Genomic DNA, 25,296 nt, shown 5'->3' with positions numbered 1-25,296 from the left:
TCGCGGCGATTCCGGCGGGAATGGCAACACCCCTTCAGGGCGTCACGGGTTGCCCCGGAAATCGGCCGAGGCCCCGGCGACCGCGGCGGTTTTACCTGGTTGGGGTCCCCCTATGCGGTGATTCCTTGCGGTTCGCCTCCCCGTCGCGGGGGAGGGCGCGGTACGAATTCCCTGTCAATTGTCGATGAACGCGGGTAGCAGCTCGGCAATTCCGTCCATCCCCGTGGGAGCTTTCGTGATGGCCCGTCGTTCCGGATTCATGCGCTCCCGCGGGAAGCGCGCCGCCGCGGCTTTCGCGGTCGTTTTCGCCGTCGGCGTCGCCAGCGCCGCGCCGGCGATGGGCGCGTCCCTGCCGCCCAGCCTCAGCCCGGCGGCCCCGTCCGCCGCGCCGTCCGCGTCCGGGCAGGCCAGTCCGGCGCCGTCCAGTGCGCCGTCCGCGCCTTCCAGCTCAGCCAGCCCCGCGAGCCCGGACGCCTCGGCTCCGGCCAGTCCCGCACCGGCCAGCCCGGCCGCCTCGGCACCCACCTCGGCACCCGCCGCCGCACCGCAGCCGAGGGCGGTCGAACCGAGAGGCCTCGGCACCCCGCGCAAAATCGGCCCCGACCCGGCCTTCTCGACGGTCGCCCACGGCGCGGTCACAATGGCGTCGAACTCGGTCGTCAGCTGCAGCACCGTGCCGACGTCCTGCGGGGAAACGGCGAACAACTCGACGTACGGCTCCTGGGTCAAGAGCGACCCGGCCGCACCGGGCAACACCGCGTCGAGCGCGAACCTGACCATCCCGCCCGGGGCGACGGTGCTGTCCGCCCGGCTCTACTGGCAGAGCAACCCGATCTCCTCGAACGCCGACTCCGGCGACCCGTCCCGCGCGAACCAGGTCGCGTTCAAGACCCCGGGATCCGGCTCCTATCAGCGCCTGACCGCCGACACCTACGACTGGTTCGACGCGCTCGGCGGCGGATTCCCGCAGATCACCGCGCACGCGGGCGTCAAGGACGTCACCGGTCTGGTCAAACAGGCCGGCGGCGGCTCGTACACGGTCGCCGACCTCCAGGCGTGCCGCGGCAACTCGGCCAACAACCTCAGCAACCTCGGCTGCTGGGGCGGCTGGTCGCTGGTCGTGGCCTACGAACTGGACACCGAACCGCTGCGCTACCTGCAGGTCTGGGACGGTTTCGACTGGGTGCGCGCGGGCGGCAGCCCCACCGCCACGACGATCGACCTGAACGGCATCCGCACCCCCGCCGACCACCCGCCGACCGCGACCCTCGGCGTCGTCCTCGGCGACGGCGACGCGAACATCTCCGGCGACTACCTCGAATTCGGCCGGGACGCCGCGTCGCTGCAGCGGCTGACCCTGCCCGCGCCCGGCGGCTCCAGCACTACCAACGCGTTCAGCAGCCGGATCGACCGCGTCGCCGCGAGCGGCACCGGCAGCAACGTCGCCGACCGCACCCCGAATCCGGCCAACAACTTCGGCTACGACGCGCGCACGGTCGACGTCACCGGCAAGCTGCCCGCCGGCGCGGACCGGGCCCAGCTGAAGGTCGGCACCACCGGGGACGCGCTCTACCCGCAGGTCGTCTGGCTGATGGCCGAGGCCAACGAGCCGAACCTGCAGATCGTCAAGACCAACGACCCCGAGGGCAACCTCCAGGAGCGGCCGCCGGGCTGGGTCGGGCGCGGCGGCGAGATCTCCTACGGGCTCGACGTCGCCAACCGCAACCCCGACGGCAGCACCACCAACCTCGACACCGCGACCGGCGTGGTCGTCACCGACACCCTGCCCGCCGGAGTGTCCTATGTGGCCGGTTCGAACCCGCGCTGCTCGGCGGCAGGCCAGGTCGTCACCTGCACGCTGCCCGACCTGGCTCCGGGACAGAGCACGCACGTCGGCTTCCGCGTCACCGTCTCGCCGACGGTCGCCGCGGGCACCCGCCTCGACAACACCGCGTCGGTGGTCTTCAAGGGCAAACAGACCGGCCGCGAGCAGACGCGCACCAGCAACACCGTCCGCAACGTGGTCGCGGTGCCGGAGTACACGCTGAGCAAGGTCGTGGACAAGGCGAACGCGCTCCCCGGCGACCAGCTCACCTACACCGTCACCCTGGAGAACACCGGAAACATCCCGGTCCCGCCGGTTACGGTGACCGACACACTCCCGCCCGGCACGACGTTCGTCAGCGCGGACACCACCAGCGGCACCGTCTCCGGCACCGGCCCGCTGCAATGGCATCCCACCGCGATCCCCGCAGGCAGCCGGGTCACGTTAACCGTTCACACCCGGATCGACGACGCGACCATCGGCACCACACTCATCAACCGCGCCAAGGTGACCGAAGGCCCGCCGCCGACCGTCCCGCCGGACCGGCAGTGCAAGGACGACGCCACGGCTTCCTGCGCGGAAACCGTCGTGCCCGGCACGAAAATCGAGATCACCAAGACGGCCTCGCCAGCCAGCGCGAACCCCGGCGACACCGTGAAGTACACCGTGGTCGTCCGCAACACCGGCCAGGTCGCGGCCCGCGGCGCGACGTTCACCGACGACCTGTCGAAGGTCCTGGACGACGCCGTCTACAACAACGACGCCTCACCCTCCGCGCAGATCTCTTACACCGCACCCAAGTTGACGTGGACCGGCGATCTGGCGGTCGGCGCTTCGGCGACGATCACCTACAGCGTCACTGTGAAAAATCCCGATCCCGGCGATCACAAGCTGACCAACGTCATCACGTCCACGACCCCGGGCAACAACTGCGCCACCGGATCCACCGATCCTCGGTGCGGCACAACGACTCCGGTCTCGGGAATCCGGATCAGCAAGACCGCCACCCCGGCCAGCGCGAAGCCCGGCGACACCGTCAAGTACACCGTGACCGTCGAGAACACCGGCCAAACTCCGTTGTCCGGCGCGACTTTCACGGACGACCTGTCGAAGGTCCTGGACGACGCCGCCTACAACGGCGACGCCTCGTCCTCGACCGGCTCGGTGAGTTACGCGGCACCGCGGCTGACCTGGACCGGCGATATCCCCGTCGGCGGCACCGCGACCGTGTCGTACTCGGTAAAGGTCAACAACCCTGACACCGGTGACCACAAGCTGGTCAACGCCATCACCTCGACCACGCCTGGCAACAACTGTGTCGCAGGCTCGACCGACCCAGCGTGCTCGACCACGACTCCGGTGTCCGGCATGCGGATCGAGAAGAAGGCCGACAAGCAGTCCGCGAACCCCGGCGACCAGGTGACTTACACGATCGTTGTCACCAACACCGGCCAAACTCCGTTGTCCGGCGCGACGTTCACCGATGACTTGTCTCAGGTCCTGGACGATGCCGTCTATAACAATGACGCCACCCCGGCCGCGCAAGTCTCTTACACCGCACCCCGGCTGACGTGGACCGGCGATCTCCCGATCGGCGGTTCGGCGACGGTGACCTACAGCGTCACTGTGAAAAATCCCAACACCGGTGACCACAAGCTGACCAACGTCATCACGTCCACGACGCCGGGAAGCAACTGCGTCGCAGGCTCCGGCGACCCGAAGTGCACGACGTCCACGCCGGTGTCCGGAATGCGGATCGCCAAGTCCGTCGACCGCGAACAGGTCGTACCCGGCGACAAGGTGACCTACACGATCACCATCGCCAACACCGGCCAGACCCCGCTGCCCGGCGCGACCTTCACCGACGACTTGTCTCAGGTGCTGGACGACGCCGTCTATAACAACGACGCCACCCCGGCCGCGCAAATTTCTTACACCGCACCCCGGCTGACGTGGACCGGCGATCTCCCGATCGGCGGCTCGGCAACCGTGAAGTACAGCGTCACGGTCAAGAACCCGGACCCGGGGGACAAGAAGCTCACCAACGTCGTCACGTCCTCGACGCCCGGCACCAACTGCCCGCCCGGCTCCACCGACCCGTCCTGCTCGACCACGACGCCGGGCAAGGAACTGACCGTCGCCAAGACCGTGGACAAGCAAACCGCGAACCCCGGGGACAAGGTCACGTACACGGTGAAAATCGTTAACACCGGCCAGGTCCCGCTGCCGGACGCGAATTTCACTGACGATCTGTCGCAGGTCCTGGATGATGCCGCCTACAACAACGATGCCGCGTCGTCGACCGGCTCGACCGCTTACACGGCCCCGCGTCTGACGTGGACCGGCAACCTGCCGGTCGGTGCCTCGGCGACGGTCACCTACAGCGTCACGGTGAACAACCCGATCTCCGGCGACCACCAGCTGCGCAACACGGTCAGCACCCCCGTGCCCGGCAACTGTGAACCCGGATCGACGGACCCGAAGTGCTCGACCCGGACGCCGCTGCCCGGCCTGACGATCGAGAAGAAGGTCGACAAGCAGTCCGCGAACCCCGGGGACAAGGTCACGTACACGGTGAAAATCGTTAACACCGGCCAGGTCCCGCTGCCGAACGCGAATTTCACCGACGACCTGTCGCAGGTCCTGGACGACGCCGCCTACAACAACGACGCCGCGTCGTCGACCGGCTCGACGGCCTACGCTGCCCCGCGTCTGACGTGGACCGGCGACCTCCCGATCGGCGCCACCGCGACGGTCACCTACAGCGTCACCGTGCACAACCCAGCCGGCGGCGATCACCGGCTGACGAACGTCGTTACGTCGGACACTCCAGGCGGGAACTGTCCGCCGGGTTCTGACGATCCGCGCTGTGGCACCACGACGCCGGTGTCCGGCATCGCGATCAGCAAGGTGGCGGACAAGAAGGACGCGAAGCCAGGCGACAAGGTCACTTACACGATCACCGTCGCCAACACCGGCCAAACCCCGTTGTCCGGCGCGACTTTCACCGACGACCTGTCCAAGGTCCTGGACGACGCCGCCTACAACGGCGACGGCGCAGCCTCGATCGGAGTGGTGACGTATGCCGCGCCTAGGCTGACATGGACCGGAGATTTGGCAGTCGGCGCTTCGGCGACGGTGACCTACAGCGTCACCGTGGCAACCCCGGTGAAGGGTGACCATCGCTTGACGAACGTCGTCACCTCGGACACCCCAGGCGCGAACTGCCCACCGGGCTCGGACGATCCACGTTGCGGGACAACGACTCCGGTGGCGGGCCTGGAAATTGCCAAGACCGTGGACAAGAAGGACGCGAAACCAGGCGACAAGGTCACGTACACGGTGACGGTGAAGAACACCGGCCAGACCGTCCAAACAGGAGCAACCTTCACCGACGATCTGTCCAAGGTCCTAGACGATGCGACCTACGGCAATGACGCCGCGGCGTCGATCGGCACCACGGCCTACGCCGCGCCGCGCCTCACGTGGACCGGTGACTTGCCCATCGGTGCCACCGCGACAATCACCTACAGCATCACCGTGAACGACCCGGTCAAGGGCGATCACCAGTTGACGAACGTCGTTACGTCGGACACTCCGGGCGGAAACTGCCCGCCAGGCTCGACAGACCCGCGCTGCGGAACCACGACCCCGATCGCAGGCTTGGAGATCGCCAAGACCGCAGACAAGAAGGACGTGAAACCGGGCGACAAGGTCACCTACACGGTGACGGTGAAGAACACCGGTCAGACCGTCTACAAGGGAGCGACGTTCACTGACGACCTCTCGAAGGTCCTCGACGACGCCACTTACAACGACGACGCAGCAGCCTCTCTCGGCTCCGTGGCCTATGCGGCACCGCGCCTGACCTGGACCGGAGACCTGGCGATCGGCGCTTCCGCGACGGTGACCTACAGCGTCACAGTGGCGAACCCGGTCAAGGGCGATCACCAGTTGACGAACGTGATCACCTCGGACACTCCGGGCGGAAACTGTCCGCCAGGCTCGAAGGATCCCCGCTGCGGAACCACGACTCCGGTCGCAGGCTTGGAGATCGCCAAGACCGCAGACAAGAAGGACGTGAAACCAGGCGACAAAGTCACCTACACGGTGACCGTGAAGAACACCGGTCAGACCCTCTACAAGGGAGCGACGTTCACTGACGACCTCTCGAAGGTCCTTGACGACGCCGCCTACGACAACGACGCAACAGCATCCATCGGCACTGTCACCTACACAGACCCGAAGCTGACTTGGCTGGGCGACCTCCCCGTCGGCGCCACCGCGACAATCACCTACAGCATCACCGTGAACAACCCCGTCAAGGGCGATCACCGCTTGACGAACGTGGTCACCTCGGACACCCCCGGCGGAAACTGCCCGCCAGGATCCACCGACCCGCGCTGCGGCACCACGACTCCGGTCGCGGGCTTGGACATCACGAAGGTCGCGGACAAGAAGGACGTCAAGCCAGGCGACAAGATCACCTACACGGTGACGGTGAAGAACACCGGCCAGACCGTCCAAACAGGAGCGACGTTCACCGATGACCTGTCCAAGGTTCTCGACGACGCCACCTACAACAACGACGCCACAGCCACGACCGGCACGACCACCTACGCGGCCCCGAAACTGACGTGGACCGGAGACGTGCCAGTCGGGGGAACCGTGACCGTGACGTACAGCGTGACGGTGAACACCCCAGTCAAGGGCGACCACACGCTGGCGAACGCCGTCACGTCGGACACCCCCGGCACGAACTGCCCGCCGGGCTCGAAGGACCCGCGGTGCGGGACCACGACCCCGGTCGCGGGCCTGATCCTCGCCAAGAAGGCGAACGTCACCGAGGCAAAGGCAGGCGACCAAGTCACCTACACCGTCACCGCCACGAACACCGGCCAGACCGCCCTGACGGCCGCGACCTTCACCGACGACCTGACCGGCGTCCTAGGCAACGCCGCCTACAACAACGACGCAACCTCCTCAACCGGCGCAGTGAGTTATGCCGCCCCGAAGCTGACCTGGACCGGCGACCTGGCCGTCGGCGCCGTCGCGACGGTCACGTACAGCGTGAAGGTCAAGACCCCGATCGGCGACGGCCAGAGCCTGCGCAACGTCATTTCCTCGACCACGCCCGGCACCAACTGCCCAGACGCCTCCACCGACCCGAGGTGCAAGACGACCACCCCGCTCACCAAGACACCGCCCACCCCGCCGACCCCGCCGACGATCCCGCCGACCCCGCCGGTCCAGCCACCACCGCCGAAGTCGCCGCTGGCGTCCACCGGCGTGGTCCTGATCCCCGTCGGAATAGTCGCACTAGCCCTCCTCGCCGGCGGCGGTGCACTGCTGCTGATCTCCCGGCGCCGCCGATCCCAGAGGTGAGCCATCCCCGCCGGGAACCCTTCTGACACAAGAAGAATCCGGCCACCGCCGACCAGTTCCGACCGCTGAGGGACCGCCCCAATGTGGCATTGGGTGCGTCACACGCACCGAACGCCGCATTGGGTGCGTCAGATGCACCCAATGCCACATTGGGGCGCTCGGCCAAGTCCTGCCCGGGGCCAGGCCGATGTCGCCGAGGTCCGTGAGGGTTCCCCTCACGGACATCTCCGCCGCCCCAGGGGGAGAACCCGGTGCGGGGGTCGACACTGCGTCCGCTGCTGGGAAACCTCATCGGAGCGGTCGGGAGACGGCGGATCGGCCGAGGCCAGCAGGTTGAGCGGGGGAGGTCGGCGTGCAGAGGCACCCCGGCCCCAGCCCGCAAACTATCCGCACCCGGCACCGGGGCGGCCCGAACGGCTGAAGCAGAGGTGATACCGCCTCCAGCCGCGCCAATGCGCCAACCAGCCCGCGCTTGCTACCGGCCGGGCCGTCTGAACGGCCCAAGCAAAGGCAGCACCGCCCCGACCCGCCAGCCCGCGCCGCGCATCGGAGCCGGGACCGCCCAACCGGCCCCGGCCCCCCACACCAGGGACTTGAGCCGGGGGCCGCATCCTGCTGACCGTCCATAAAGGACACCCGTGCCAGCGAAATGCCTGGTTAATGCCAGAATGACCGGTTATTCATGTCTGTGAGGGGAACCCTGGGGGAATCTGATTCCCCCAGGGTTCCCCTCACGGACGACAGACCCAGCTCCCGTCGCCCGCGACGGCCCCGGCGCAAGCCAACGGTCCGCCAGGGGCTGCGGCCTGGGCGGACACGCCTCGGCCGCGCCCATAACCCCGGCCCACGGCAGGATTACCCCTGCTTCAACAGCCCCTGCATCTCCGCGATCTCCGCCTGCTGCGCGTCGATGATCCGCTGCGCAAGCGCCTTCGCCCCGGCATCGGCGCCCTGGGCCAGTTCGGTCTTGGCCATCTCGACCGCACCTTGATGGTGCTTGATCATCATCTCCAGCCACGCCCGGTCGAACTCCGGGCCCTTCGCGGCGTCCAGGCTTTTCATGTCGGCGTCGGACATCATGCCGGTCATGCTGTGGTCGCCGGACATTTCGTGGCCGCCGGGCATGGAGTGGCTGGTGGCCGCGACGCCCCAGGCGCTCAGCCAGCCTTGCATCTGCCGGATTTCCGGGTCCTGCGCCCGGTCGATCCGGCTGGCCAGGTCGACCACCTTCGGGTTGCTGCTGCGCGACGGCACCATTTTCGCCATCTCCAGCGCCTGCTGGTGATGCGGGATCATCTGCTGGGCGAACGTCGCGTCAGCGGCGTTGTGGCTCGCCCGCGCGCTCGGCGCGGGGGCGGGCGAGTCGGTGCTGCTGCACGCGCCGAGCAGGAGCGAGGCCGTCAGGACGGCACCGCTGAAAAAGATTTTGCGCACGAGAAAACCTTCTCTCTCAAGGGAAATTGACCGGAACAGCGAAATGCCGGTCAGGTGCGCAACACGCAGAGAGAAGTCAGGACAGTCCGGCCGCGTCTGTCCGGCGGCCGGTCGACGGCGGGGGAGCCGCGTGTGCCGTCGGGTGTCGTGGCGACGGTGGGGTAGCGGCGGAAAGCCAGCAGGCCGAGGACGAGCGCGCCGGCGGCGTACAGGACCGCCAGGCAGAGGTGCAGCATCGAGTGCTCGCCGGCGGGCATGCCGGAGTCGGTGACCGCTGCAGTTTCAGCGGCCGGCATCTGGCTCGCCATGGCATGGACGGAACCAGCGGAACCATGAGCGGCGCCCGGAGAGGGCACGTGATGCATCACGGCGATGCCCAGGGCCAGCGCGAACAGCAGCAGAACCCGCTGCACGCTGCCGAGCCGGGACGCTGCCATGAGCCAACCGTACCGGGCGCCGCACGGCATCCGGGTGTGCAGGTGGCACGAGGGTGATGTTTCCGACGGGGCCGGTCACTGTGCGTGGCGGCGAGACCGGCCCGGTACCGGAAGTTGAACATTCACTCAACCAGGTTCCACGCCGTGGCGCGGAGGCCGCCCCCGCTCGCCTGGGACCCGGGTGTGCTACTAGGTTCGAGGGGGCAAGACTTGATGTCGAAGACAGAAGGAGGGCCCCATGGCCCGGTACGAGCTGCCCGAACTCGATTACGACTACGGTGCTCTCGCGCCGTCCATTTCGGGTGAGATCAACGAGCTGCACCACAGCAAGCACCACGCGGCGTACGTGAAGGGCGCGAACGACACGCTGGACAAGATCGCCGCCGCGCGCGAGGCGGGCGATTTCGGCTCGATCGTGGGCCTGGAGACGACGCTGGCGTTCAACCTGGCGGGGCATGCCAACCACGTGGTGTGGTGGAAGATCCTGTCGCCCGAGGGCGGGGACAAGCCGACCGGGGAGCTGGCGGCGGCGATCGACGAGGCGTTCGGGTCGTTCGACAAGTTCAAGGCGCAGTTCACCGCGGTGTCGACGACGATCCAGGGCAACGGGTGGGGCGCGCTGTCGTGGGACCCGCTGGGCAAGACGCTGATCACCCAGCAGCTGCGCGACCACCACAACAACCTGATCCTGCCGACCACGCCGATCCTGCTGGTCGACGTGTGGGAGCACGCGTTCTACCTGGACTACAAGAACGTGAAGCCGGACTACGTCAACGCCCTGTGGAACATCTTCAACTGGGCCGAGATCAGCAAGCGCTTCGACAACGCCGTCGCCGGCGGCAACGGCCTCCTGCTCGGCTGAGGCCAGGCAAGCACTGCGGCACCGGAAACGGGGTCCGGCCTGCGCGGCCGGGCCCCGTTTCGCATTCCTGCCCGCAATAGTCGTCCGGGTGGCGGAAATCGTTGCGGCGAATGTCGGGAACTGCTGGGCCATAGGCAGTCCGTGCGCACGGTACGGAGCAAGCGGCGTCCGGGCGTGCACGGCGGACCCGGCGAATGAGCGGCTTCGGCGAGACGATTTGTCTCGAATCCGCGGTTCCGCCGCGAACCGCCTCCGGAGGACCACCTGATTCAGCGAGATTCGCTGGCATTCGGTGGGTTCTTTCCCCGAAGGGAAAAACCGCCTGGACAGCGGCGGATCGGCGCGGCACCCTGGAAGTGCAACCATGTCGGGGGGCAGGGGGAGCACATGGCGTTGCGCATTCATTTCACCGACGACGATTTCGGCCGGACGAGGCGGCGCACCGGCCCCGATCCGCTGTGGGAACTGGTGCTGAGCCTCACCGCGCTGCAGAGCCGCCGTCCCGCAGGAGGGTTGCGGGTCTGGTCTGCGCGTGCCCGCAAGCAGCTGCGCCGGGAGGGGCTGCTGCCGCCGTCCCGTCCGGTCGCCGCGCTGGAGCTGCGCAACCGGGCGGTGAAGGCGCTGCCGCCCGGCGGCGAATCCCCGGTCCGGCACGCGAGCGTGCTGCGGCAGGCGGATCCGCGGCCGTTCGGCAGGCGCGAGATCGGCCCGGTCGCGGGAAGCGGCGTCGTGCACGTCCCGAAAACGAGGCTGCGCGCCGAACTTCAGACGTTCTTCGTGCACGGGGTAGCGGCGACATGGGCCGGGGACGGGGCCCGCGCCTCGTACGGCACCGCGCCGCGGGCGCCGATCTGGCCGCCTGCCAATAACAATCGGGACCCCGATGCGCCGCCGATTCGCTGGGAGAGCACGGAGGAACGGCCCGCCGACCGCAGTGTCTGCTTCGGCGGGTTGCTCGTGATCCCGGCCTATTTCCGGGTCGTGGAGCCGGATCCGGAGGCGAGGCCGGAGCTGCCGGGCAGTCCCGCGATCGCCGCGATCGACGCCGCGCCGGACCCGCTGCCGGACCTGCTCGGCGCGACCCGCGCCCGTGCGCTGCACGCGCTGGCGATCCCGCGGTCCACTGCCGAACTGGCCGGCGAGATCGGCGTGACGCCCGGTGCGGCGAGCAAGCACGCGGGAGTCCTCCGTCGCGCCGGATTGGTGGAAAGCCGTCAGGACGGAAGCACAGTCCGGCACGCGGTCACGCCCACCGGGCAGGCGCTGCTGAGCGCGTCCAGCGGGTGACCGCGAATGGCGGCGCGCCGGAAGAATTCCACGTACTGGCGGGAGACGGCGGGAATAAACGACCGGCGCGTTCCCGCTGGCCAGTCGGGAATGGGGCGCTCCCGGCCGTAGCGTCCAGGTTGCTTTCGAGTGGTGTTACCCACGAATGAGTGAAAATAGCGGGTGAAATCGGGCAAGCCCGTGCGATCGCTTGCCCGCGGCGGGCAGCTTTTCCCGCGACTGGGGCACATTCGGCCCGCGAACCCTGCCGTTCCCGGGGTTTTCGCGGCATTCTCGGGACATGGCTCCTGGTGGTTTCCGCGCGTCCGCGGTGCGCGGTCGCGTGTTCCTGCTGCCGGTGCTCGCCGCGGCCGTCGCGGTCTCGGCGGCGGCCGGGATCTGGCTGGGCCTGTGGATCCACCGGCAGGGCGCGGCGGCGATCGACCGCGCACCAGGCCGGTCCGTGGTCGCCGCCGTCCATCCCGGCTCCGGCGCGCTGCGCGGGACCGAGGGCACCGCGATCCCCGACACCCGGCGCGTCACCTGGACCGCTCCCGACGGCGGCACCGAGGAGGCCGACATCCCGCTGCGCTCCGACCCGGCGGCGCGCAGCCTGACCCGCATCCGCGTCGACAGCAGGGGACAGCTCCAGTCGTCCTCGCCGGACCGGATAGACGTGCTGTCGGTGTCGGTCATCACGACGGTCGCCTGGGAACTGGTCACCGCGATCGCGGGATTCGCGCTGTACCGCCGTTTCGGGCGCGTCGCGCGTTACCGCCAGTGGCAGCGGTAGAGCCACACGAGCGCGAGCGGGATCGCGGTCGTGAGCAGCGCGCCCACCGCGATCGGCGCGGCGGAGCCCATCCCGAAGCCGACCACCAGCGTGACCAGCCCGGTGAGGAACACGCTGAGCACGCCGAGCGCGGCCGCGGCGAACGTGACCGCAGGCAGCGGGCGGAACTTCTCGAACCGGCGGGCAAGGCGCGGATTCTCCTGGGCGAGGCGGCGTTCGATCTCGTCCAGCTGATGTTGTTCGTGGTCGCGCAGCGCCATCGTCCGCTCCGCCCCTCGACCTTGCCGGGACCTGCGTCCGCTGATTCTGCCACGAAATGCCGCCGGAATCCGGGGCCGAGTTCAATCCGAGTCCCGGCCTGGGTGAGTCCGCGACCGGGGCGGCTGATGAGGCGAAAGTCTTTCGGGACTGGCGGATTGGCGCCGTGCGAGGGGACCGTCCTGGGCTGCGTGCCTCGGCGATGGCCGCCGGCACCGCCGTGCGCTGGGGACGGAACTGGGGCGGTGACCACCGGGTTCCCGCGAGGCGGCCCGTGGATCCGGGCCGCCTCCACCGCGCCGTCCGCGACAGGGCGGGAGGCGGGTCAGTCGCGGCGGCGGCCGCCCACGATGAGGCGGTAGCCGACCAGGATGACCAGGGCGCCGAGCACCGCGAGGCCCCACGTGCGCAGGTCGAAGAAGGTCCCGAGCTGGGTGTGGAACAGCGTTTTGCCGATCCAGCCGCCCACGAACGCGCCCCCGATCCCGAGCAGGATGGTGATGATGCAGCCGCCCGGGTCCTTGCCCGGCATGAGGGCCTTGGCGATCAATCCGGCGATCAGGCCCAGCACGATCCAGCTGACAACGCCCACGTCGGTCCTCTCCTCGGTACGGCGGCGGCCCGGCAGGGGCCGCCCCTGGCGAGACCAGGATGGCATGCTCCGTCCGGGTGGCGCGCGGCACCGTCGGGGCTACTCTGCGTAGCACTGCCCGACGGTCAGCGGCGGAGGGCGGTTTCCTCTTCCATGTGCGACAGCTTCGCCGGATTCCGCACCGCGTACAGCCCGGTGATCCTGCCCTCGTCGATGCGGAGGGTGATCACCGTGTCGACCTCGCCGTCGAGCTGCAGCACCAGCGCCGGGTGGCCGTTGACGTGCCTCGGGCGCAGCGACTGGGCGGGGATCTGGACGTGCCCGGCGGCCAGCAGCCGCGCGACCTTGTCCGCGCCGACGATCGGCCGCAGCACCGCCTGCTTGACGCCGCCGCCGTCGCCGAGGAAGACGACGTCCGGGGCGAGCAGGTCGAGCAGTCCCTGCAGGTCGCCGGTCTCGACGGCCTTCTGGAACGCGTCGATCGCGCCGCGGGTTTCGGCGGGCGTGACGTCGCCGCGCGGGCGGCGGGCGGACACGTGCGACCGTGCCCGGTGCCCGATCTGGCGCACCGCGGCCGGGGTTTTGCCGACCGCCTCGGCGATTTCGTCGTAGGGCAGGTCGAAGACCTCGCGCAGTACGAACACCGCGCGCTCCGTGGGCCGCAGCGTTTCGAGCACCAGCAGCATCGCCATCGAAACGTGGTCGGCCAGTTCGACGTCCTCGGCGACGTCCGGCGCGGTGAGCAGCGGCTCCGGCAGCCAGGTGCCGACGTAGGACTCCTTGCGCCTGCCCAGGGTCCGCAGCCGGGTGAGCGCCTGCCGGGTGGTGATCCGGACCAGGTACGCGCGGTGCTCGCGGATCTCGGCGAGGTCGACGCCCGCCCACTTCAGCCAGGTCTCCTGGAGCACGTCCTCGGCGTCGGCGGCCGATCCGAGCATCTCGTACGCGACGGTGAACAGCAGGTTCCGGTGGGCGAGGAAGGTCTCGGTGGCGAGGTCCGGGCTCGCTTCGCCGGGCGCTGTCATGGGTGGCTCCTTCGGGTTCTCGGGTCGATCGCCCTTAGGACGCCGGCCGCCGCGAGTTTGTGACATCGCGGGTCTTCGCGGCGGATCCCGGCGGTTCCCGCGCGCGGTCCGGAATCCCCCACGGGATGCGAGAGTACTGGGAGAGGACCTCGACGGAGAGGAGTTCGCGACGATGGCGGAACGGGGACCGGACTGGCTGCGCCGGACGTGGGACGAGGCCGCGCCGCGGTACGACCGCGACATCGCCTGGTTCGAGCGGGCGCTGCTCGCCGACGGCCGGGAGTGGGTGTGCGCCCAGGCTGAGGGGGAGGTGCTGGAGGTCGCCGTCGGGACCGGCCGGAACCTGCCGTGGTACCCGCCGGACGTGCGGCTGACCGGCGTCGACCTCAGCCCCTCGATGCTGGACCTCGCCCGCCGCCGGGCCGCCGCGAGCGGGCGCGAGGTGACGCTGACCGAGGCCGACGCGCAGTCTCTCCCGTTCCCGGACGCCGCGTTCGACACGGTCGTCTGCACGCTGGGCCTGTGCGGCGTCCCGGACGAACGCGCCGCGATCGCGGAGATGCACCGGGTGCTGCGGCCGGGCGGGCGGCTTCTGCTGCTGGACCACATCGGCAGCCACCGGCGGTTCGTTCTCGCTGGTCAGCGGCTGCTGGAGAAGCTGACGGTGGCGCGGCTGGGCGATTACCTGACCCGCCGTCCGCTGCCGTTGCTCGCCTCGGCCGGGTTCGCGGTGGAGCAGTCGGAGCGGAGCAAAGCCGGGATTGTCGAACGGCTGTCGGCGCGGAAGGCGGGCTGATCCTGTACGGTCGTATTGTACGTTCGTATAGGAGGGTGAAGATGAACGGGAACTGGGGGCACGCCGCGGCCGGCGTGCTGATGGTGGCGGTCGGCGCGGTGCTGTATTTCGTGTTCCACGACGTCGAGACGCCGGTGGTCGGATTGCGGCAGGTCGGCGTGGTGGTCGGGGTGATCGGGATTCTCGAACTGCTCGCGGCCGCCTGGCGGGCGCGCACGGGGGCGTCGCGGCGGTGAAGCGCGCCGCCCATGTGCTCGACGCGGTGCTGGAAGTGCTGGCGGAGCAGGGAATCGGCGCGCTGAGCGTCCGGACGGTGGCCGCGGCGGCGGGCGTTTCCCCGGCGCAGGTGCAGTATTACTACCGGACGAAGAACGACCTGGTGCGCGCCGGTTTCGAGTACGCCGGCGAGCAGTTCCTGGCGGAAATCGAGGCGGCGCAACCGAAATCGATCGCCGGGGTCGTTGAGCTGTGGCTGCCGCTGGACGAACCGCGCTCCCGGCGTGCGCGGGTGTGGCTCGCGTATGCGGCGGCGGCCGTGGTGGATCCGGTGCTGCAGAAGGAAAACGCGAATCTCGATCGTGAGCTGCGGCAGTGGTACGTCGATGCCGGGCTGAGCGAGGACGTGGCGGCTCAGCTGTTCGCGATGATCGACGGGGTGACGCTGCAGTGTCTTTCGCTGCCGCTGGCGGACCGTCGGGCGCTGGTCGATCGGACGGTCGGCGCGTTCCTGGCGACGCTGTCATTACCTGGCTAGATGTAACACGTGCTACATTCTGTGCTGTGGCAGAGGACAAGTGGCTGGTGCTCGTGGTGCGGGTGCCGTCCGGGCCGTCGCGGCACCGGGTCGCCGTGTGGCGCGAGCTGCGGCGGGTCGGCGCGCTGTCGCTAGGACAGGGCGCCTGGGCGGTGCCGGACGTGCCGGGGTTCGCCGGCGGGGTCGCCCGGGTCGGCGAACTGGCCGAACGCGGCGGCGGCGAGGTGATCGCGCTCGACGCCGCCGAACGGGACGGTTCGCGGCTGGTCGAGCTGTTCACCGCCGAGCGGGAAGAGGAGTGGACGGAGTTCCTCGCCGACTGCGGGAAGTTCGACGCCGAGATCGACAAGGAAATCCGCATCCGCAAGTTCACGATGGCGGAGCTGGAGGAGGAAGAGCAGAGCCTGGAACGGCTGCGGCGCTGGTATCGCGACCTGAAGGCCAGGGACGTGTTCGGCGCGCCGTCGGCGGAGGAGGCCGAGCGGCAGCTCAAGCATTGCGGCGAACGGCTTGGAGAGTATACCGAGCGGGTTTTCCAGGCGCTGCATCAGATGTGAAGGCTTCACAAGGGGTGTGGCTCGCTGTGTCCGCGGTTTTCGGTGGTGCTGAGCGGGCCTGGGATCGGGTGTGAACGCTTCACGGGCTGTGCCTGGGATTGCCGGACCGGGTGTGAACGTTTCACGGGTGTTGTGGCGCGCCGTGTCCGCGGTTGTCGGTTGTGCCGGGTGGGCCTGGGATCGGGTGTGAACGCTTCACGGGGTGTGCCTGCGGTTGCCGGACCGGGTGTGAACGCGTCACATCGGTGGTGCCTTCGGGTGTTAGCGGTTGTCTCCGGTTTCGGCGGTCGGCTGTGAAGGTTTCACAGGGGCACTGGCGAGCGGTGTTCTTTGTGCACGGGCCGGGTTGTCCACTGTGTCGGGCGGTTTCTTCAAGCGCGGCACCGGATGTGAAGGTTTCACATGCGTTCTGCTGAACTGCGTCCGTTGTACGCGGCTGGTTTCGTCACGGCGTTCGGGGCGCACAGCATCGCCGCCAGTCTGGGGGCGTTCACGCACGGCGATTCGTTGCTGACGTTGGGATTGCTGCTCGCGGTGTACGACGGGGCCGAGGTCGTGCTGAAGCCGGTGTTCGGTTCGCTGGCCGATCGGGTCGGGCCGCGGCCGGTGTTGCTGGGCGGGTTGCTGGCGTTCGCGCTCGCGTCGGCGGCGTTTGTCGTGGCGGGGGATCCGGCCGCGGTCGGGTTGGCCCGGTTTGGTCAGGGTGCGGCTGCGGCTGCTTTTTCGCCTGCGGCGGGGGCGTTGGTCGCGCGGTTGTCGCCGAAGAAGCGGCAGGGGCGGGCGTTTGGGGGGTATGGGGCTTGGAAGAGCGTCGGGTACACCGTGGGGCCGTTGCTTGGCGGGGTGCTGATCGCTCTGGGCGGGTTTTCGTTGCTGTTCGGGACTCTTGCGGTGGTGGCGTTTGCTGTTGCCGGGTGGGCGGTTGTGGTGGTGCCGTCGCCGGAGCCGTTGCCTCGGCAGCGGCAGACTGTGCTTGATCTTGCGCGGAGGCTTGCTGAGCCTGGGTTTTTGCGGCCGACCGCGGTGTTGGCTGGGACTACTGCGGCGCTTGCGGTGGGGGTTGGGTTCCTGCCGGTGGCTGGGGCATCGAGCGGGCTCGGCGCGGTTGCTACTGGTGCGGTGGTGTCGGTGTTGGCGTTGTGTTCGGCGTTGGTGCAGCCGGTGGCCGGGCGGTGGCGGGATGCGGGGCGGGTTTCGGACGGGTGGGGGATGGGTGGGGGGTTGTTGCTGACTGGGGTTGGGCTTGGGGTGGGGGCGGTTGTTCCTGGGGTGGTGGGGGTTGTGGGTGCTGCGGTGGCGATTGGGGTTGGAGTGGGGGTGGCTACGCCGATTGGGTTTGCGCATTTGGCTGGGGCGGCGGCGCCGGAGCGGTTGGGGCAGACGATGGGGGCGGCGGAGGTTGGCCGGGAGTTGGGGGACGCTGGGGGGCCGTTGTTGGTGGGGGCGGTCGCGGCTGGGGTTTCGTTGGGGGGCGGGTTTGGGTTGTTGGCTGGGGTGTTGGGGGTCTTGGGGGTGGTGGTGGTTCGGGTGCGGTGAGCGGGGGGCTCGTCGCCTGGCGGCGACATTGCGCATCGGCTGGGTTGGGGGCACCCCGAAGCCCATTGTGATGACGGTGTGAGGGTGCTTGTCAAGGCGGGAAAGATGCCTTGACAAGCACCCTCACACCGCATGGGCGCTTCGTATCGGGGTGCAGGGTGGGGGCTGGCTGCTTGGGGGAGTTCGGTGGCGGGCGTGAACGACTCCTTGAGGGAATCTGGTTCCCATGCCAGGGACTTAGGCTGGGTGGTCTTGGCCTGCTGAGTGTCTATAAAGGACACTCAGGTCGGCGAAATGACCGATTAGTGCCGGAATGCCGTTTTCTTTAAGTACGTGAGGGGGTCCCTGAGGGAATCAGATTCCCTCAGGGTTCCCCTCACGGTCGACACGCTCAGCTCCCGCTGTCCGCGTCGGCCCCGGCGCAAGGCCGGGTCCGCCGGTGGCTTCGGCCTGGGCGGGCACGCCTCAGCCGCCGTAACGCCGCCTGGAGCCCTGGCATGGGATGAAGGAGTCTGTCGGGTTAGGTGGTTGCGATGGCCGGGTCGCTGGTGGAGGGGGTGCCGGTTTCTGCGTGGCCGGCGAAGCGGCGGAGGTATTGGCTGTCGTGATCCGCTTTTACCGTGATGTCGTACCAGCCGTTTGCTACGCCCCATTTCGGGACTGATCGTGAAGCACCTGGATCAACCGTGTAGTGGTAAGTCTCTGTTGGTGCGTAGGCGTCGATTCCGGTGAAGGTGACCGTTCGGGTGGTTGGATTTGTGAAGGTGACCGTCACGTAGCCTGCGTCGTGCCGTGCGGTTACTTCTGGGCCTAGGCCGCCGATTGTTCCTGCTTGTTCGCGTAGCCAGCCGTTCGGGCCGAAAACCTCGTATTGGTACCAATCGCTCGCGCCGCTGGGCAGATGCCAGCTGTCGGTGACCGATTTGTGGCCCTCCACTGTGTACGGCCACGGTCCGTCGGAGCGCATTCGGGACGTTACGTGGAATCCGGCGCCTGCGTCGCCGAGGTTGGTGAAGGTGAAGTACATCCGGCCGTCGCGGGCCTGGGTGTCGGCTGCCAGGTCGTAGGGCAGGGGGCGGGCTTTTCGGGTGCCCGGTTCCTGTTTCGGGATCGAGCCGTTCGACGGGGGTTCCGGGTGGTACGTCGGCGGGGTGCTGTGGTCCGCGGGCGGTTGGTAGTCGCCGGTGCCGGGCAGGGGTGGGACGCCGCTGTTCGCGCCGGTGAAGTCGAAGGCTGTGGTGAGATCTCCGCACACCGCGCGGCGCCAGGGGGAAATGTTCGGGTTGTGCACGCCGAATCGTTTTTCCACGAACTGGATCAGCGACGTGTGGTCGAAGGTTTGCGAACAGACCCAGCCGCCGGTGCTCCAGGGTGAAATGGCGAGCAATGGGACGCGCGGGCCTAGTCCGTAAGGCATTCCGGTGGAGTAGGACGCTGCGGCGCCGCCTTCGTACCATTCTCCGGCGACGCTCGCGGTCGATTGGCCCCAGTTGGCGTCGCGCGGCGGATAGGGCGGTACGACGTGGTCGAAGAAACCGTCGTTCTCGTCGTAAGTGATGAGCAGGACCGTTTTGCTCCACACGTCCGGGTTGGACGTGAGGGCGTCCAGTACGCCGGAGACATACCAGGCACCGTAGTTCGCGGGCCAGGCTGGATGTTCGCAATATGCTTCAGGGGCGACGATCCAGGAGACCTGCGGCAGGCGGTTCGCTTTGACGTCGGCGGTGAGGTGGTCGAAGAAACCGTCGCCGGCGGTGGCGCGGGTGCCGGTGCGCGCTTTGTCGTAGAGCGGCGTGCCCTGGGCGGATTTCTGGTACTGGGTCAGGTAAAGCAGCGAGTTGTCGCCGTAGTTGCCGATGTACGGGTCCTTGGTCCAGCCCCAGCCGTGTTCCTTGTCCAGGCCGTCGCCGATGTCCTGGTAGATTTTCCACGATACCCCGGCCTTTTCCAGGATTTCCGGGAAACTGGTCCAGCCGTAGCCGGATTCTTCATTGCCCAGCACCGGTCCGTTGCCGGAACCGTCGTTTCCGGTCCAGCCGGTGTACATGTAGTACCGGTTCGGGTCGGTGGAGGACAGCATCGAGCAGTGGTAGGCGTCGCAGACGGTGAACGCGTCGGCCAGCGCGTAGTGGAACGGGATGTCCTTGCGCGTCAGATACGCCATCGTGGTGGGGGTTTTCGCCGGGATCCACCGGTCCCACCGGCCGGTGCTCCACGCGGTGTGCGTGCCGTTCCAGTCGTGGTTGAGGTCCTCGATGAAGGTGAGGCCGAGATTGTCCTCGGCGGGCCGGAACGGCAGCGTCTCCGCGCCGCCGGCGTCGGCCTGGTGCCACACCGGTTTTCCGCTCGGCAGGGAGACCGGGCGCGGGTCGCCGAAGCCGCGGACGCCGTTGAGGGTCCCGAAATAGTGGTCGAACGACCGGTTTTCCTGCATCAGCACGACCACGTGCTCGACGTCCGCGAGCGTGCCGGTGCGCACCGCGGCGGGCACCGAGGCCGCCCGCGCGATGCTCGCGGGCAGCGCGGTGCCGGCGGCGGTGGCCGCGGCGAGCTGCATGAACCTGCGACGGCTGACCGATGACATCGATGTCTCCTCGAAAAGTCGGGGACAGTTTCGCGGACGAGTTCGGGAATTTCCACCCGGCAAAGCCGAACGAATCATCGACGGACCCTCCGAGCGCTGTCAACCGCCAGCCGGGATGGCGCCCGTTCGTACCGGGTCAAAGCCGGTTTGCTGCCTGTTTCACCGTTTTGATCACCGGCGCGGTTTCCACGTGGGTGATCGCGGGGAGCGCGGCGATGCTGGTGGTGAGATAGCGGTACAGCTCGTGCTGGCTGGCGCACACGACCGTCGCGTACAGGTTGGTCGGGCCGGTGGTCGCGGCGGCGTACGCGATTTCCGGGTGTGCGGCCAGCGCGGTGCCGGTTTCCTCCAGCGCCGACGGGGCGACGGACAGCCACAGCAGGGTCCGGATTCCCTTGCCGTACAAGCGCCAGTCGAGGTCGAAGTCGAAGTACAGGACGTCCCGTTCGCGCAGTTCCGCCATGCGGCGGCGGACGGTGGTGGGGGACCAGCCGGTCTCGGCGGCGAGTTGTTCGAACCCGGTGCGGCCGTCGGCGGCCAGTGCGGCGAGGAGTGCGCGGTCGCCGTCGTCGAGGGTCGCGGGGCCGGGGCGTCGGGGGAGCGGTGGCGGGCGCAGCCGGGCGACCGCGGCGTCGTCCAGCGTGCCGAGTTTGGCGACCATGTTGTCCGAGCCGCCGTAGAAAGCGTGCAGCACCGAATGGGCGGTGACGCCTTCGACCCGGGGCGTGCGGGGGAGTTTGGCCAGCAGCAACGCTTCGCTGTCGGCTTCGTTCTTGGTGCTGAGTCTGCAGGCGATTTCGGTGCCGCCGGACGTCAGGCTCACCCAGGCGGTGTCCGGCCGCCGGGCGAGTGCTTCGGCGACCGCGCTGGACGCGGTGGGGGCGCAGCGGACCCGCAGGAACCATTGCACCGCACCGAAAGCGGTCTCGTTCACGCTGCCGAAGACCCGGACCGCGCCGGTCGACCGCAGCCGGGCGTAGCGGCGCGCGACGGTGCGATCCGACACGCCGAGCACCTCGGCGATCGCGCTGAACGGAGCCCTGGGGTCGACCTGCAGGGCGTGCACGAGCTGCCGGTCGAGGTCGTCGTAGTCGGAATCCACCTGATCAAGGCTACCGGTGTCGGAATCCGCCGCGAATGGGTCGCTTTCTGGCACGGGGGCAGGTGCCGGGCGGAGAGTCGGCTCCGGAAACGAGAGGAGACGACCATGACTGCCGAGGTGCTCGTCGTCGGAGCCGGTCCGACCGGGATGACACTGGCGAACGAACTGCGGCTCGCCGGAGTGTCCTGCGTGCTGGCGGACCGGCTGCCGAGGGCGAGCGAACTGTCCAAGGCGGGCGGGCTGCAGTCCCGCACGCAGGAGGCGTTCGACCAGCGCGGCCTGCTCGAACCGTTGCTGGCCACCGGGGACTATCCGGTGACCACCGCGCATTTCGCCGGGCATCTGCTGTCGCTGGTCCGCGAGCGGCACCAGTTCCCGTGGCGGTCGGTTCCGCAGGTGGCGGTTGAAGGGTTCCTGGAGAAACACCTTGCTGCCCACGGCATCCACGTCCGGCGGAACCATGAGCTGGTCGCGCTGGAGCAGGACGCGGAGGGCGTCACCGCGACGTTCGCGGACGGCACCGCGATCCGGTCCCGGTACCTGGTAGGCGCGGACGGCGGGCGCAGCACGGTCCGGAAGCTGCTGGGCGCGGAGTTCCCCGGCCGTCCGGGAACGGAGACCACGGTGGCCGCTGACGTGCGGTTGAGTGCCGAGGTCCCGATGCACACGATCACCCCGGAGGGCTATCGCGCTCAGGTGTTCCCGCTCGGCGCGGACGCCGAAGGCCGGCCGCTGCACCGGCTCGCGCTCGGCGGGCCGGGGTGGTCGCTGGAACGGGACGTCCCGGTCACCGAGGACGAGATCCGCACCGGGCTGAAGACGGTCTTCGGCGACCGGGTGGACCTGGTCGAACTCCGGTACGCCCGGCGGATCACCAACGCCGCCCGGCAGGCCGCGCAGTACCGGCACGGCCGCGTTTTCCTGGCCGGCGATGCGGCGCATGTCCACCTTCCGCTTGGCGCGCAGGGCATGAACACCGGCATCCAGGACGCGCTGAACCTCGGCTGGAAGCTCGCCGCGGCGGTCCGCGGCACCGCGTCCGAGGGGCTGCTCGACAGCTACCACGAGGAACGGCATCCGGTCGGCGCGGCGGTGCTGCGCAACGTCCAGGCGCAGTCGCTGCTCCTGGACGACGGCCCGGATTCGGTCGCGGCCCGGGCGTTGTTCGCCGACCTGGTGGCACTGCCCGAGGTCCAGCACCGGCTGGACGACCTGTTGTCCGGCATGGGGTTGCGCTACGAGATGCCGGGGAGCCATCCGCTGGTCGGGCTTCCGGCGCACGATCTCGGTCCGGCGCTGCGGTCCGGACGCGGTGTCCTGGCCGACCCGGAAGGGCGGTTCGGGGAGATCGCGGCGGCCTGGGCGGATCGGGTGGACCGGGTCGAGACGGGTGCCGAGGCGAGGCTGGTCCGTCCGGACGGATACGTGGCCTGGGCTGGTGATCCGGCCGGGTTGGCGCCAGCGATTCGCCGGTGGTTCGGCGCGCCGGTGGGCTAGCGTGGCCGCGGTGCGGACCTGGCTGACTGACACCCGAACTTCGTACGACACCGTCGCCGTCAGCTACGCCGACCGATTGCGCGATTCGATCGCCGAAAGCGCTTCGCTGCGCAAGACGTTGGGGCTGTTCGCGTCGCTGGTGCACGGGAACGGCCCGGTGGCCGACGTCGGCTGCGGCACCGGGCATGTCACCGCGCACCTGAACGGCCTTGGCCTCGACGCGTTCGGCCTCGACCTCTCGCCGGGGATGGTGGAGGTGGCGCGGCGGGACTATCCGGGGGTGCGGTTCGCGGTCGGCTCGATGACCGCGCTTCCGCTGCCGGACGCGTCGGTGGCCGGGTTGCTGTCGTGGTGGTCGCTGATCCACGTCCCGGACGAGGCGGTGCCCGTTGCGCTCGCGGAGTTCCATCGGGTGCTGCGGGCCGGGGCACCGGTCGCGATCGGGTTCCACGTCGGCGACGTGGCCCGGTGGAAGACACAGGGTTACGGCGGGCATCCGATGCGGGTGCACGTCTACCGCCGCCGGCCCGCGCGGGTGTCGGAGTGGTTGCGCGAGGCCGGTTTCGCGGTCGAGGCGGAATGGGTGGAGGAGCTGGACAGCGAGGTGCCGCAAGCGGTGGTCTACGCCCGACGTCCAGCGTGACGGGTCAGCTGAAGTCCAGCTTCGCCAGCCGCGGCAGCACGCCGTCCCGCCAGCCGGGGCCCATCCGCTCGCACGCGTCGGCCTGGCGTTTGTCGTCGAGGTCGAAGCCGGAGTGGTTCAGCAGCAGCCGGGTGCCCTGGCCTTCGGCGACGAGCGTCCAGGTGAGGGTCCAGTCGCCGTTGAAAGTGTAGACGAACCGGGACGGCGGCTCGGATTCCGTTACCCGGCAAGGGATCGAGCCGAAGCCCGGCATCTCCAGATGGAACTCGTGGCCGACGTCCGGGCCGATGTCGCCGGGGGCCCACCACTTCGCGTGCAGCTCGGGGTCGGTGAGCGCGCGCCAGACTTTTTCCGGTGCTGCGGCGATGAACTGGTCGACCGAGATGCTGCCGGTCCGGGCGTAGGTCATGGGGTTTCCTCCTCGTTTTCCAGCAGGTCGGCCATGTCGCGTAGCCGGCCGCGCCAGAATCGTTCGAACGGGTGCAGCCATTCGCCGACCTGCTCCAGCGGGTCGCTCTCCAGGTGGTAAAAGCGTTGCCGCCCAACCGGTTCGTCGCGGACGAGGGCGGCGTCCCGCAGCACCTTGAGGTGCTCGGCCACCGCCGGACGGCTCAGCTCGAACCGTGCCGCGAGGTCGCCCGCCGTGCGCGGGCCGTCCGCCAGGATCTCCAGCAGGCGCCGCCGGACGGGGCTGGCGAGCGCGAGGAAGACGTCGTCGGGCATGACGCTACGTTACGTCGGAAGTTTCCGACATGTCAACCAGCGGGACCTCCGGACAGGATCGGTAACGTTCGCCGAGCCGCGCCGGATATCCGGACACTATGACACGTATGGGGAATTCCAGAGTTCGGAAGTTGACCCTCTCCTTGGCTGCCGTCCTCGCCGTGGCGACCGGGGCCCTCGCTCCGGCGGAGGCGATCGCGGCTCCGGCGGCCGCCGTCGTGACGCAGACGCCGGGGGAGGTGCGCACCAACGCCGCCGCCGTCGTCGGGCTCGCCATCACTCCGGAACTGCTGCGGCTCAGCGAAACCGACTTCGTCTACCAGATCTACCTGGCCGCGAAACGGCAGGGCGACGTCGCGCAGGAAGTCCAGTGGGAGGCGTACTACGCCTACTCCAAGGGATCGACGTCGCTCTTCCTCAGCACCTGGATTTACGAGGCGCACCAACGGGATCTGGACCGAGAGGCGCTGTACCAGGTCCGGCGCACGGAGCGGCAGCCCGCCGCCGAGCTGCTCGGTTTCGAGCTGACCAACGTCCTGCTGGCCAAGGACGACAAGAACTTCGTCTTCTCGCTGTGGGAACACGCAGCCAGCGGTTCGTTCGTGAAGTCCGCCGCGGTCGCCGCCTACAACGGAACTCCGGAGGCGCAGAAGGAATTCATCCTGCACGGCATCTTCGCCGAACACCAGCGCGACGTGGATGCGGCGAAGGAGGCGGCCGAGAAGGAAGCCGCGGAGAAGAAACTCCGCGACGCCCGGGTGAAGGCCGCTGCGGTCGTGGGCATGGACCCGGCGCTGGCCGCACAGCTGACGGACGAGTACTTCGTGCAGGACATCTGGTATCGCAACCTCGCGCCGGAGGATTCAGAGGTGTGGCACCAGGCCTTCACCAGCCGGACTCCGGAGCAGTGGCGGGCGTTCATCGACACCGGCATTTTCGCGGCTGCGGCCAAGGACAAGGTGGACACGATCAAGGTGCGAGCCGCGGCCGTAGTCGGGGTCGCGGCCGGGTATGCGCGGTATCTGGAGGAGGGCCCGCTGGTCCGGGAGATCTGGACGCGGGCCAAGCCGGGCAGCCAGGTGCAGGCGGCGGCCCGCCGGGCGATGGACAGCCAGTCGCCTGCCGACTGGCGGGCGTTCCTGGAGACGGGGATCTTTGTCGCGCAGGCGGCGGACAAGTCCTGAGCGCGGTGCCTCGTGAGTGGCAATCCCGGTTCTAACCGGCATC

At 69.0% G+C, this 25,296-nt stretch carries 22 protein-coding genes; 12 read left to right on the top strand and 10 right to left on the bottom strand.

Annotation, left to right across the window (positions count from 1 at the left end; translation table 11 throughout):
* Positions 1-174: 174 nt before the first annotated feature.
* Entirely contained in the window at positions 175-705 is a 531-nt protein-coding gene (locus ACFSVL_RS36625) for a hypothetical protein (protein WP_378311093.1), read from the bottom strand.
* Between ACFSVL_RS36625 and ACFSVL_RS36620 the strand changes: the two genes are divergently transcribed.
* Positions 674-7,210: a DUF7927 domain-containing protein gene (locus ACFSVL_RS36620; RefSeq protein WP_378311091.1), complete on the top strand. Its 6,537-nt coding sequence runs from the start codon at positions 674-676 to the stop codon at positions 7,208-7,210. The two genes, ACFSVL_RS36625 and ACFSVL_RS36620, sit on opposite strands and share 32 nt — an antisense overlap.
* 855 nt (positions 7,211-8,065) lie before the next feature.
* Here the strand turns inward: ACFSVL_RS36620 and ACFSVL_RS36615 are convergent.
* Both ACFSVL_RS36615 and ACFSVL_RS36610 read right to left on the bottom strand, forming a co-directional pair.
* A complete protein-coding gene (locus ACFSVL_RS36615; protein WP_378311090.1) occupies positions 8,066-8,644 on the bottom strand; it encodes a DUF305 domain-containing protein in 579 nt (192 codons plus the stop codon).
* Positions 8,645-8,694: 50 nt separating this feature from the next.
* Entirely contained in the window at positions 8,695-9,081 is a 387-nt protein-coding gene (locus tag ACFSVL_RS36610; protein ID WP_378311088.1) for a hypothetical protein, read from the bottom strand.
* Between the two features lie 238 nt (positions 9,082-9,319).
* Between ACFSVL_RS36610 and ACFSVL_RS36605 the strand changes: the two genes are divergently transcribed.
* The 3 genes from ACFSVL_RS36605 to ACFSVL_RS36595 all read left to right on the top strand — a co-directional run bounded on the left by ACFSVL_RS36605 (position 9,320) and on the right by ACFSVL_RS36595 (position 12,002).
* Positions 9,320-9,943: a superoxide dismutase gene (locus ACFSVL_RS36605; protein ID WP_378311086.1), complete on the top strand. Its 624-nt coding sequence runs from the start codon at positions 9,320-9,322 to the stop codon at positions 9,941-9,943.
* Positions 9,944-10,330: 387 nt separating this feature from the next.
* On the top strand, positions 10,331-11,230 hold the full coding sequence (locus tag ACFSVL_RS36600) for a winged helix-turn-helix domain-containing protein (RefSeq protein WP_378311084.1): 900 nt from the start codon (positions 10,331-10,333) through the stop codon (positions 11,228-11,230).
* A gap of 280 nt (positions 11,231-11,510) precedes the next feature.
* Positions 11,511-12,002, top strand: coding sequence for a hypothetical protein (locus tag ACFSVL_RS36595; RefSeq protein ID WP_378311082.1), 492 nt, complete (start codon positions 11,511-11,513; stop codon positions 12,000-12,002).
* On the opposite strand, the gene ACFSVL_RS36590 is transcribed toward ACFSVL_RS36595, so the two are convergent.
* The 3 genes from ACFSVL_RS36590 to ACFSVL_RS36580 all read right to left on the bottom strand — a co-directional run bounded on the left by ACFSVL_RS36590 (position 11,981) and on the right by ACFSVL_RS36580 (position 13,877).
* Positions 11,981-12,262, bottom strand: coding sequence for a DUF3040 domain-containing protein (locus ACFSVL_RS36590; protein WP_378311080.1), 282 nt, complete (start codon positions 12,260-12,262; stop codon positions 11,981-11,983). The genes ACFSVL_RS36595 and ACFSVL_RS36590 overlap by 22 nt on opposite strands.
* Positions 12,263-12,585: 323 nt before the next feature.
* Positions 12,586-12,852 (bottom strand): GlsB/YeaQ/YmgE family stress response membrane protein, encoded by a 267-nt coding sequence (locus ACFSVL_RS36585; protein WP_378311078.1) that lies wholly within the window; start codon positions 12,850-12,852, stop codon positions 12,586-12,588.
* Positions 12,853-12,977: 125 nt separating this feature from the next.
* The gene (locus ACFSVL_RS36580) at positions 12,978-13,877 is read right to left on the bottom strand and encodes an RNA polymerase sigma-70 factor (protein ID WP_378311077.1); all 900 of its coding nucleotides are present in this window, start codon (positions 13,875-13,877) and stop codon (positions 12,978-12,980) included.
* Between the two features lie 172 nt (positions 13,878-14,049).
* Between ACFSVL_RS36580 and ACFSVL_RS36575 the strand changes: the two genes are divergently transcribed.
* The 5 genes from ACFSVL_RS36575 (at position 14,050) to ACFSVL_RS36555 (ending at position 17,520) form a co-directional block, all read left to right on the top strand.
* The gene (locus ACFSVL_RS36575) at positions 14,050-14,673 is read left to right on the top strand and encodes a class I SAM-dependent methyltransferase (protein WP_378311075.1); all 624 of its coding nucleotides are present in this window, start codon (positions 14,050-14,052) and stop codon (positions 14,671-14,673) included.
* Positions 14,674-14,714: 41 nt separating this feature from the next.
* Positions 14,715-14,909, top strand: coding sequence for a hypothetical protein (locus tag ACFSVL_RS36570; RefSeq protein WP_378311073.1), 195 nt, complete (start codon positions 14,715-14,717; stop codon positions 14,907-14,909).
* Entirely contained in the window at positions 14,906-15,427 is a 522-nt protein-coding gene (locus tag ACFSVL_RS36565) for a TetR/AcrR family transcriptional regulator (protein ID WP_378311071.1), read from the top strand. Before ACFSVL_RS36570 ends, ACFSVL_RS36565 begins: the two co-directional genes overlap by 4 nt.
* Before the next feature lie 26 nt (positions 15,428-15,453).
* Positions 15,454-15,984, top strand: a complete 531-nt coding sequence (locus tag ACFSVL_RS36560; RefSeq protein ID WP_378311069.1) for a Chromate resistance protein ChrB — start codon at positions 15,454-15,456, stop codon at positions 15,982-15,984.
* A gap of 402 nt (positions 15,985-16,386) precedes the next feature.
* Positions 16,387-17,520 carry an MFS transporter gene (locus ACFSVL_RS36555; RefSeq protein ID WP_378311067.1) on the top strand — a complete coding sequence of 378 codons (1,134 nt, stop codon included), beginning with the start codon at positions 16,387-16,389 and terminating at the stop codon, positions 17,518-17,520.
* A 520-nt stretch (positions 17,521-18,040) separates the two neighbouring features.
* On the opposite strand, the gene ACFSVL_RS36550 is transcribed toward ACFSVL_RS36555, so the two are convergent.
* Both ACFSVL_RS36550 and ACFSVL_RS36545 read right to left on the bottom strand, forming a co-directional pair.
* Positions 18,041-20,104 carry a phosphocholine-specific phospholipase C gene (locus ACFSVL_RS36550; RefSeq protein WP_378311066.1) on the bottom strand — a complete coding sequence of 688 codons (2,064 nt, stop codon included), beginning with the start codon at positions 20,102-20,104 and terminating at the stop codon, positions 18,041-18,043.
* Positions 20,105-20,240: 136 nt separating this feature from the next.
* Entirely contained in the window at positions 20,241-21,206 is a 966-nt protein-coding gene (locus ACFSVL_RS36545) for an Lrp/AsnC family transcriptional regulator (protein ID WP_378311064.1), read from the bottom strand.
* Positions 21,207-21,311: 105 nt separating this feature from the next.
* Between ACFSVL_RS36545 and ACFSVL_RS36540 the strand changes: the two genes are divergently transcribed.
* Together ACFSVL_RS36540 and ACFSVL_RS36535 are read left to right on the top strand one after the other, a co-directional pair.
* Positions 21,312-22,703 (top strand): FAD-dependent monooxygenase, encoded by a 1,392-nt coding sequence (locus ACFSVL_RS36540; RefSeq protein ID WP_378311063.1) that lies wholly within the window; start codon positions 21,312-21,314, stop codon positions 22,701-22,703.
* A 1-nt stretch (position 22,704) separates the two neighbouring features.
* Complete coding sequence (locus ACFSVL_RS36535) at positions 22,705-23,346, top strand: class I SAM-dependent methyltransferase (RefSeq protein WP_378311061.1); 642 nt, start codon at positions 22,705-22,707, stop codon at positions 23,344-23,346.
* Positions 23,347-23,350: 4 nt separating this feature from the next.
* On the opposite strand, the gene ACFSVL_RS36530 is transcribed toward ACFSVL_RS36535, so the two are convergent.
* Together ACFSVL_RS36530 and ACFSVL_RS36525 are read right to left on the bottom strand one after the other, a co-directional pair.
* Positions 23,351-23,755, bottom strand: a complete 405-nt coding sequence (locus ACFSVL_RS36530; protein ID WP_378311059.1) for an SRPBCC family protein — start codon at positions 23,753-23,755, stop codon at positions 23,351-23,353.
* Entirely contained in the window at positions 23,752-24,069 is a 318-nt protein-coding gene (locus ACFSVL_RS36525; RefSeq protein ID WP_378311057.1) for an ArsR/SmtB family transcription factor, read from the bottom strand. The genes ACFSVL_RS36530 and ACFSVL_RS36525 overlap by 4 nt, the downstream gene beginning before the upstream one ends.
* A gap of 131 nt (positions 24,070-24,200) precedes the next feature.
* Here ACFSVL_RS36525 and ACFSVL_RS36520 point away from each other — a divergent pair, with 131 nt between their 5' ends.
* Positions 24,201-25,253 (top strand): hypothetical protein, encoded by a 1,053-nt coding sequence (locus ACFSVL_RS36520; protein ID WP_378311055.1) that lies wholly within the window; start codon positions 24,201-24,203, stop codon positions 25,251-25,253.
* The last annotated feature ends 43 nt before the right edge of the window (positions 25,254-25,296 follow it).

This window comes from Amycolatopsis silviterrae, from assembly GCF_042684085.1.
Taxonomy (GTDB): Bacteria; Actinomycetota; Actinomycetes; order Mycobacteriales; family Pseudonocardiaceae; genus Amycolatopsis; species Amycolatopsis silviterrae.
Note: the sequence above shows the minus strand (reverse complement) of the source record. Positions and strands in the feature narration are given on the sequence as shown.

Bases quoted from the DNA above. Each gene is read 5' to 3' on its own strand.
- ACFSVL_RS36525 (WP_378311057.1), bottom strand. From the start codon at position 24,069: ATGCCCGACGACGTCTTCCTCGCGCTCGCCAGCCCCGTCCGGCGGCGC.
- ACFSVL_RS36570 (WP_378311073.1), top strand. From the start codon at position 14,715: ATGAACGGGAACTGGGGGCACGCCGCGGCCGGCGTGCTGATGGTGGCG.
- ACFSVL_RS36550 (WP_378311066.1), bottom strand. From the start codon at position 20,104: ATGTCATCGGTCAGCCGTCGCAGGTTCATGCAGCTCGCCGCGGCCACC.
- ACFSVL_RS36555 (WP_378311067.1), top strand. From the start codon at position 16,387: ATGCGTTCTGCTGAACTGCGTCCGTTGTACGCGGCTGGTTTCGTCACG.
- ACFSVL_RS36600 (WP_378311084.1), top strand. From the start codon at position 10,331: ATGGCGTTGCGCATTCATTTCACCGACGACGATTTCGGCCGGACGAGG.
- ACFSVL_RS36590 (WP_378311080.1), bottom strand. From the start codon at position 12,262: ATGGCGCTGCGCGACCACGAACAACATCAGCTGGACGAGATCGAACGC.
- ACFSVL_RS36540 (WP_378311063.1), top strand. From the start codon at position 21,312: ATGACTGCCGAGGTGCTCGTCGTCGGAGCCGGTCCGACCGGGATGACA.
- ACFSVL_RS36530 (WP_378311059.1), bottom strand. From the start codon at position 23,755: ATGACCTACGCCCGGACCGGCAGCATCTCGGTCGACCAGTTCATCGCC.
- ACFSVL_RS36580 (WP_378311077.1), bottom strand. From the start codon at position 13,877: ATGACAGCGCCCGGCGAAGCGAGCCCGGACCTCGCCACCGAGACCTTC.
- ACFSVL_RS36605 (WP_378311086.1), top strand. From the start codon at position 9,320: ATGGCCCGGTACGAGCTGCCCGAACTCGATTACGACTACGGTGCTCTC.
- ACFSVL_RS36610 (WP_378311088.1), bottom strand. From the start codon at position 9,081: ATGGCAGCGTCCCGGCTCGGCAGCGTGCAGCGGGTTCTGCTGCTGTTC.
- ACFSVL_RS36575 (WP_378311075.1), top strand. From the start codon at position 14,050: ATGGCGGAACGGGGACCGGACTGGCTGCGCCGGACGTGGGACGAGGCC.
- ACFSVL_RS36595 (WP_378311082.1), top strand. From the start codon at position 11,511: ATGGCTCCTGGTGGTTTCCGCGCGTCCGCGGTGCGCGGTCGCGTGTTC.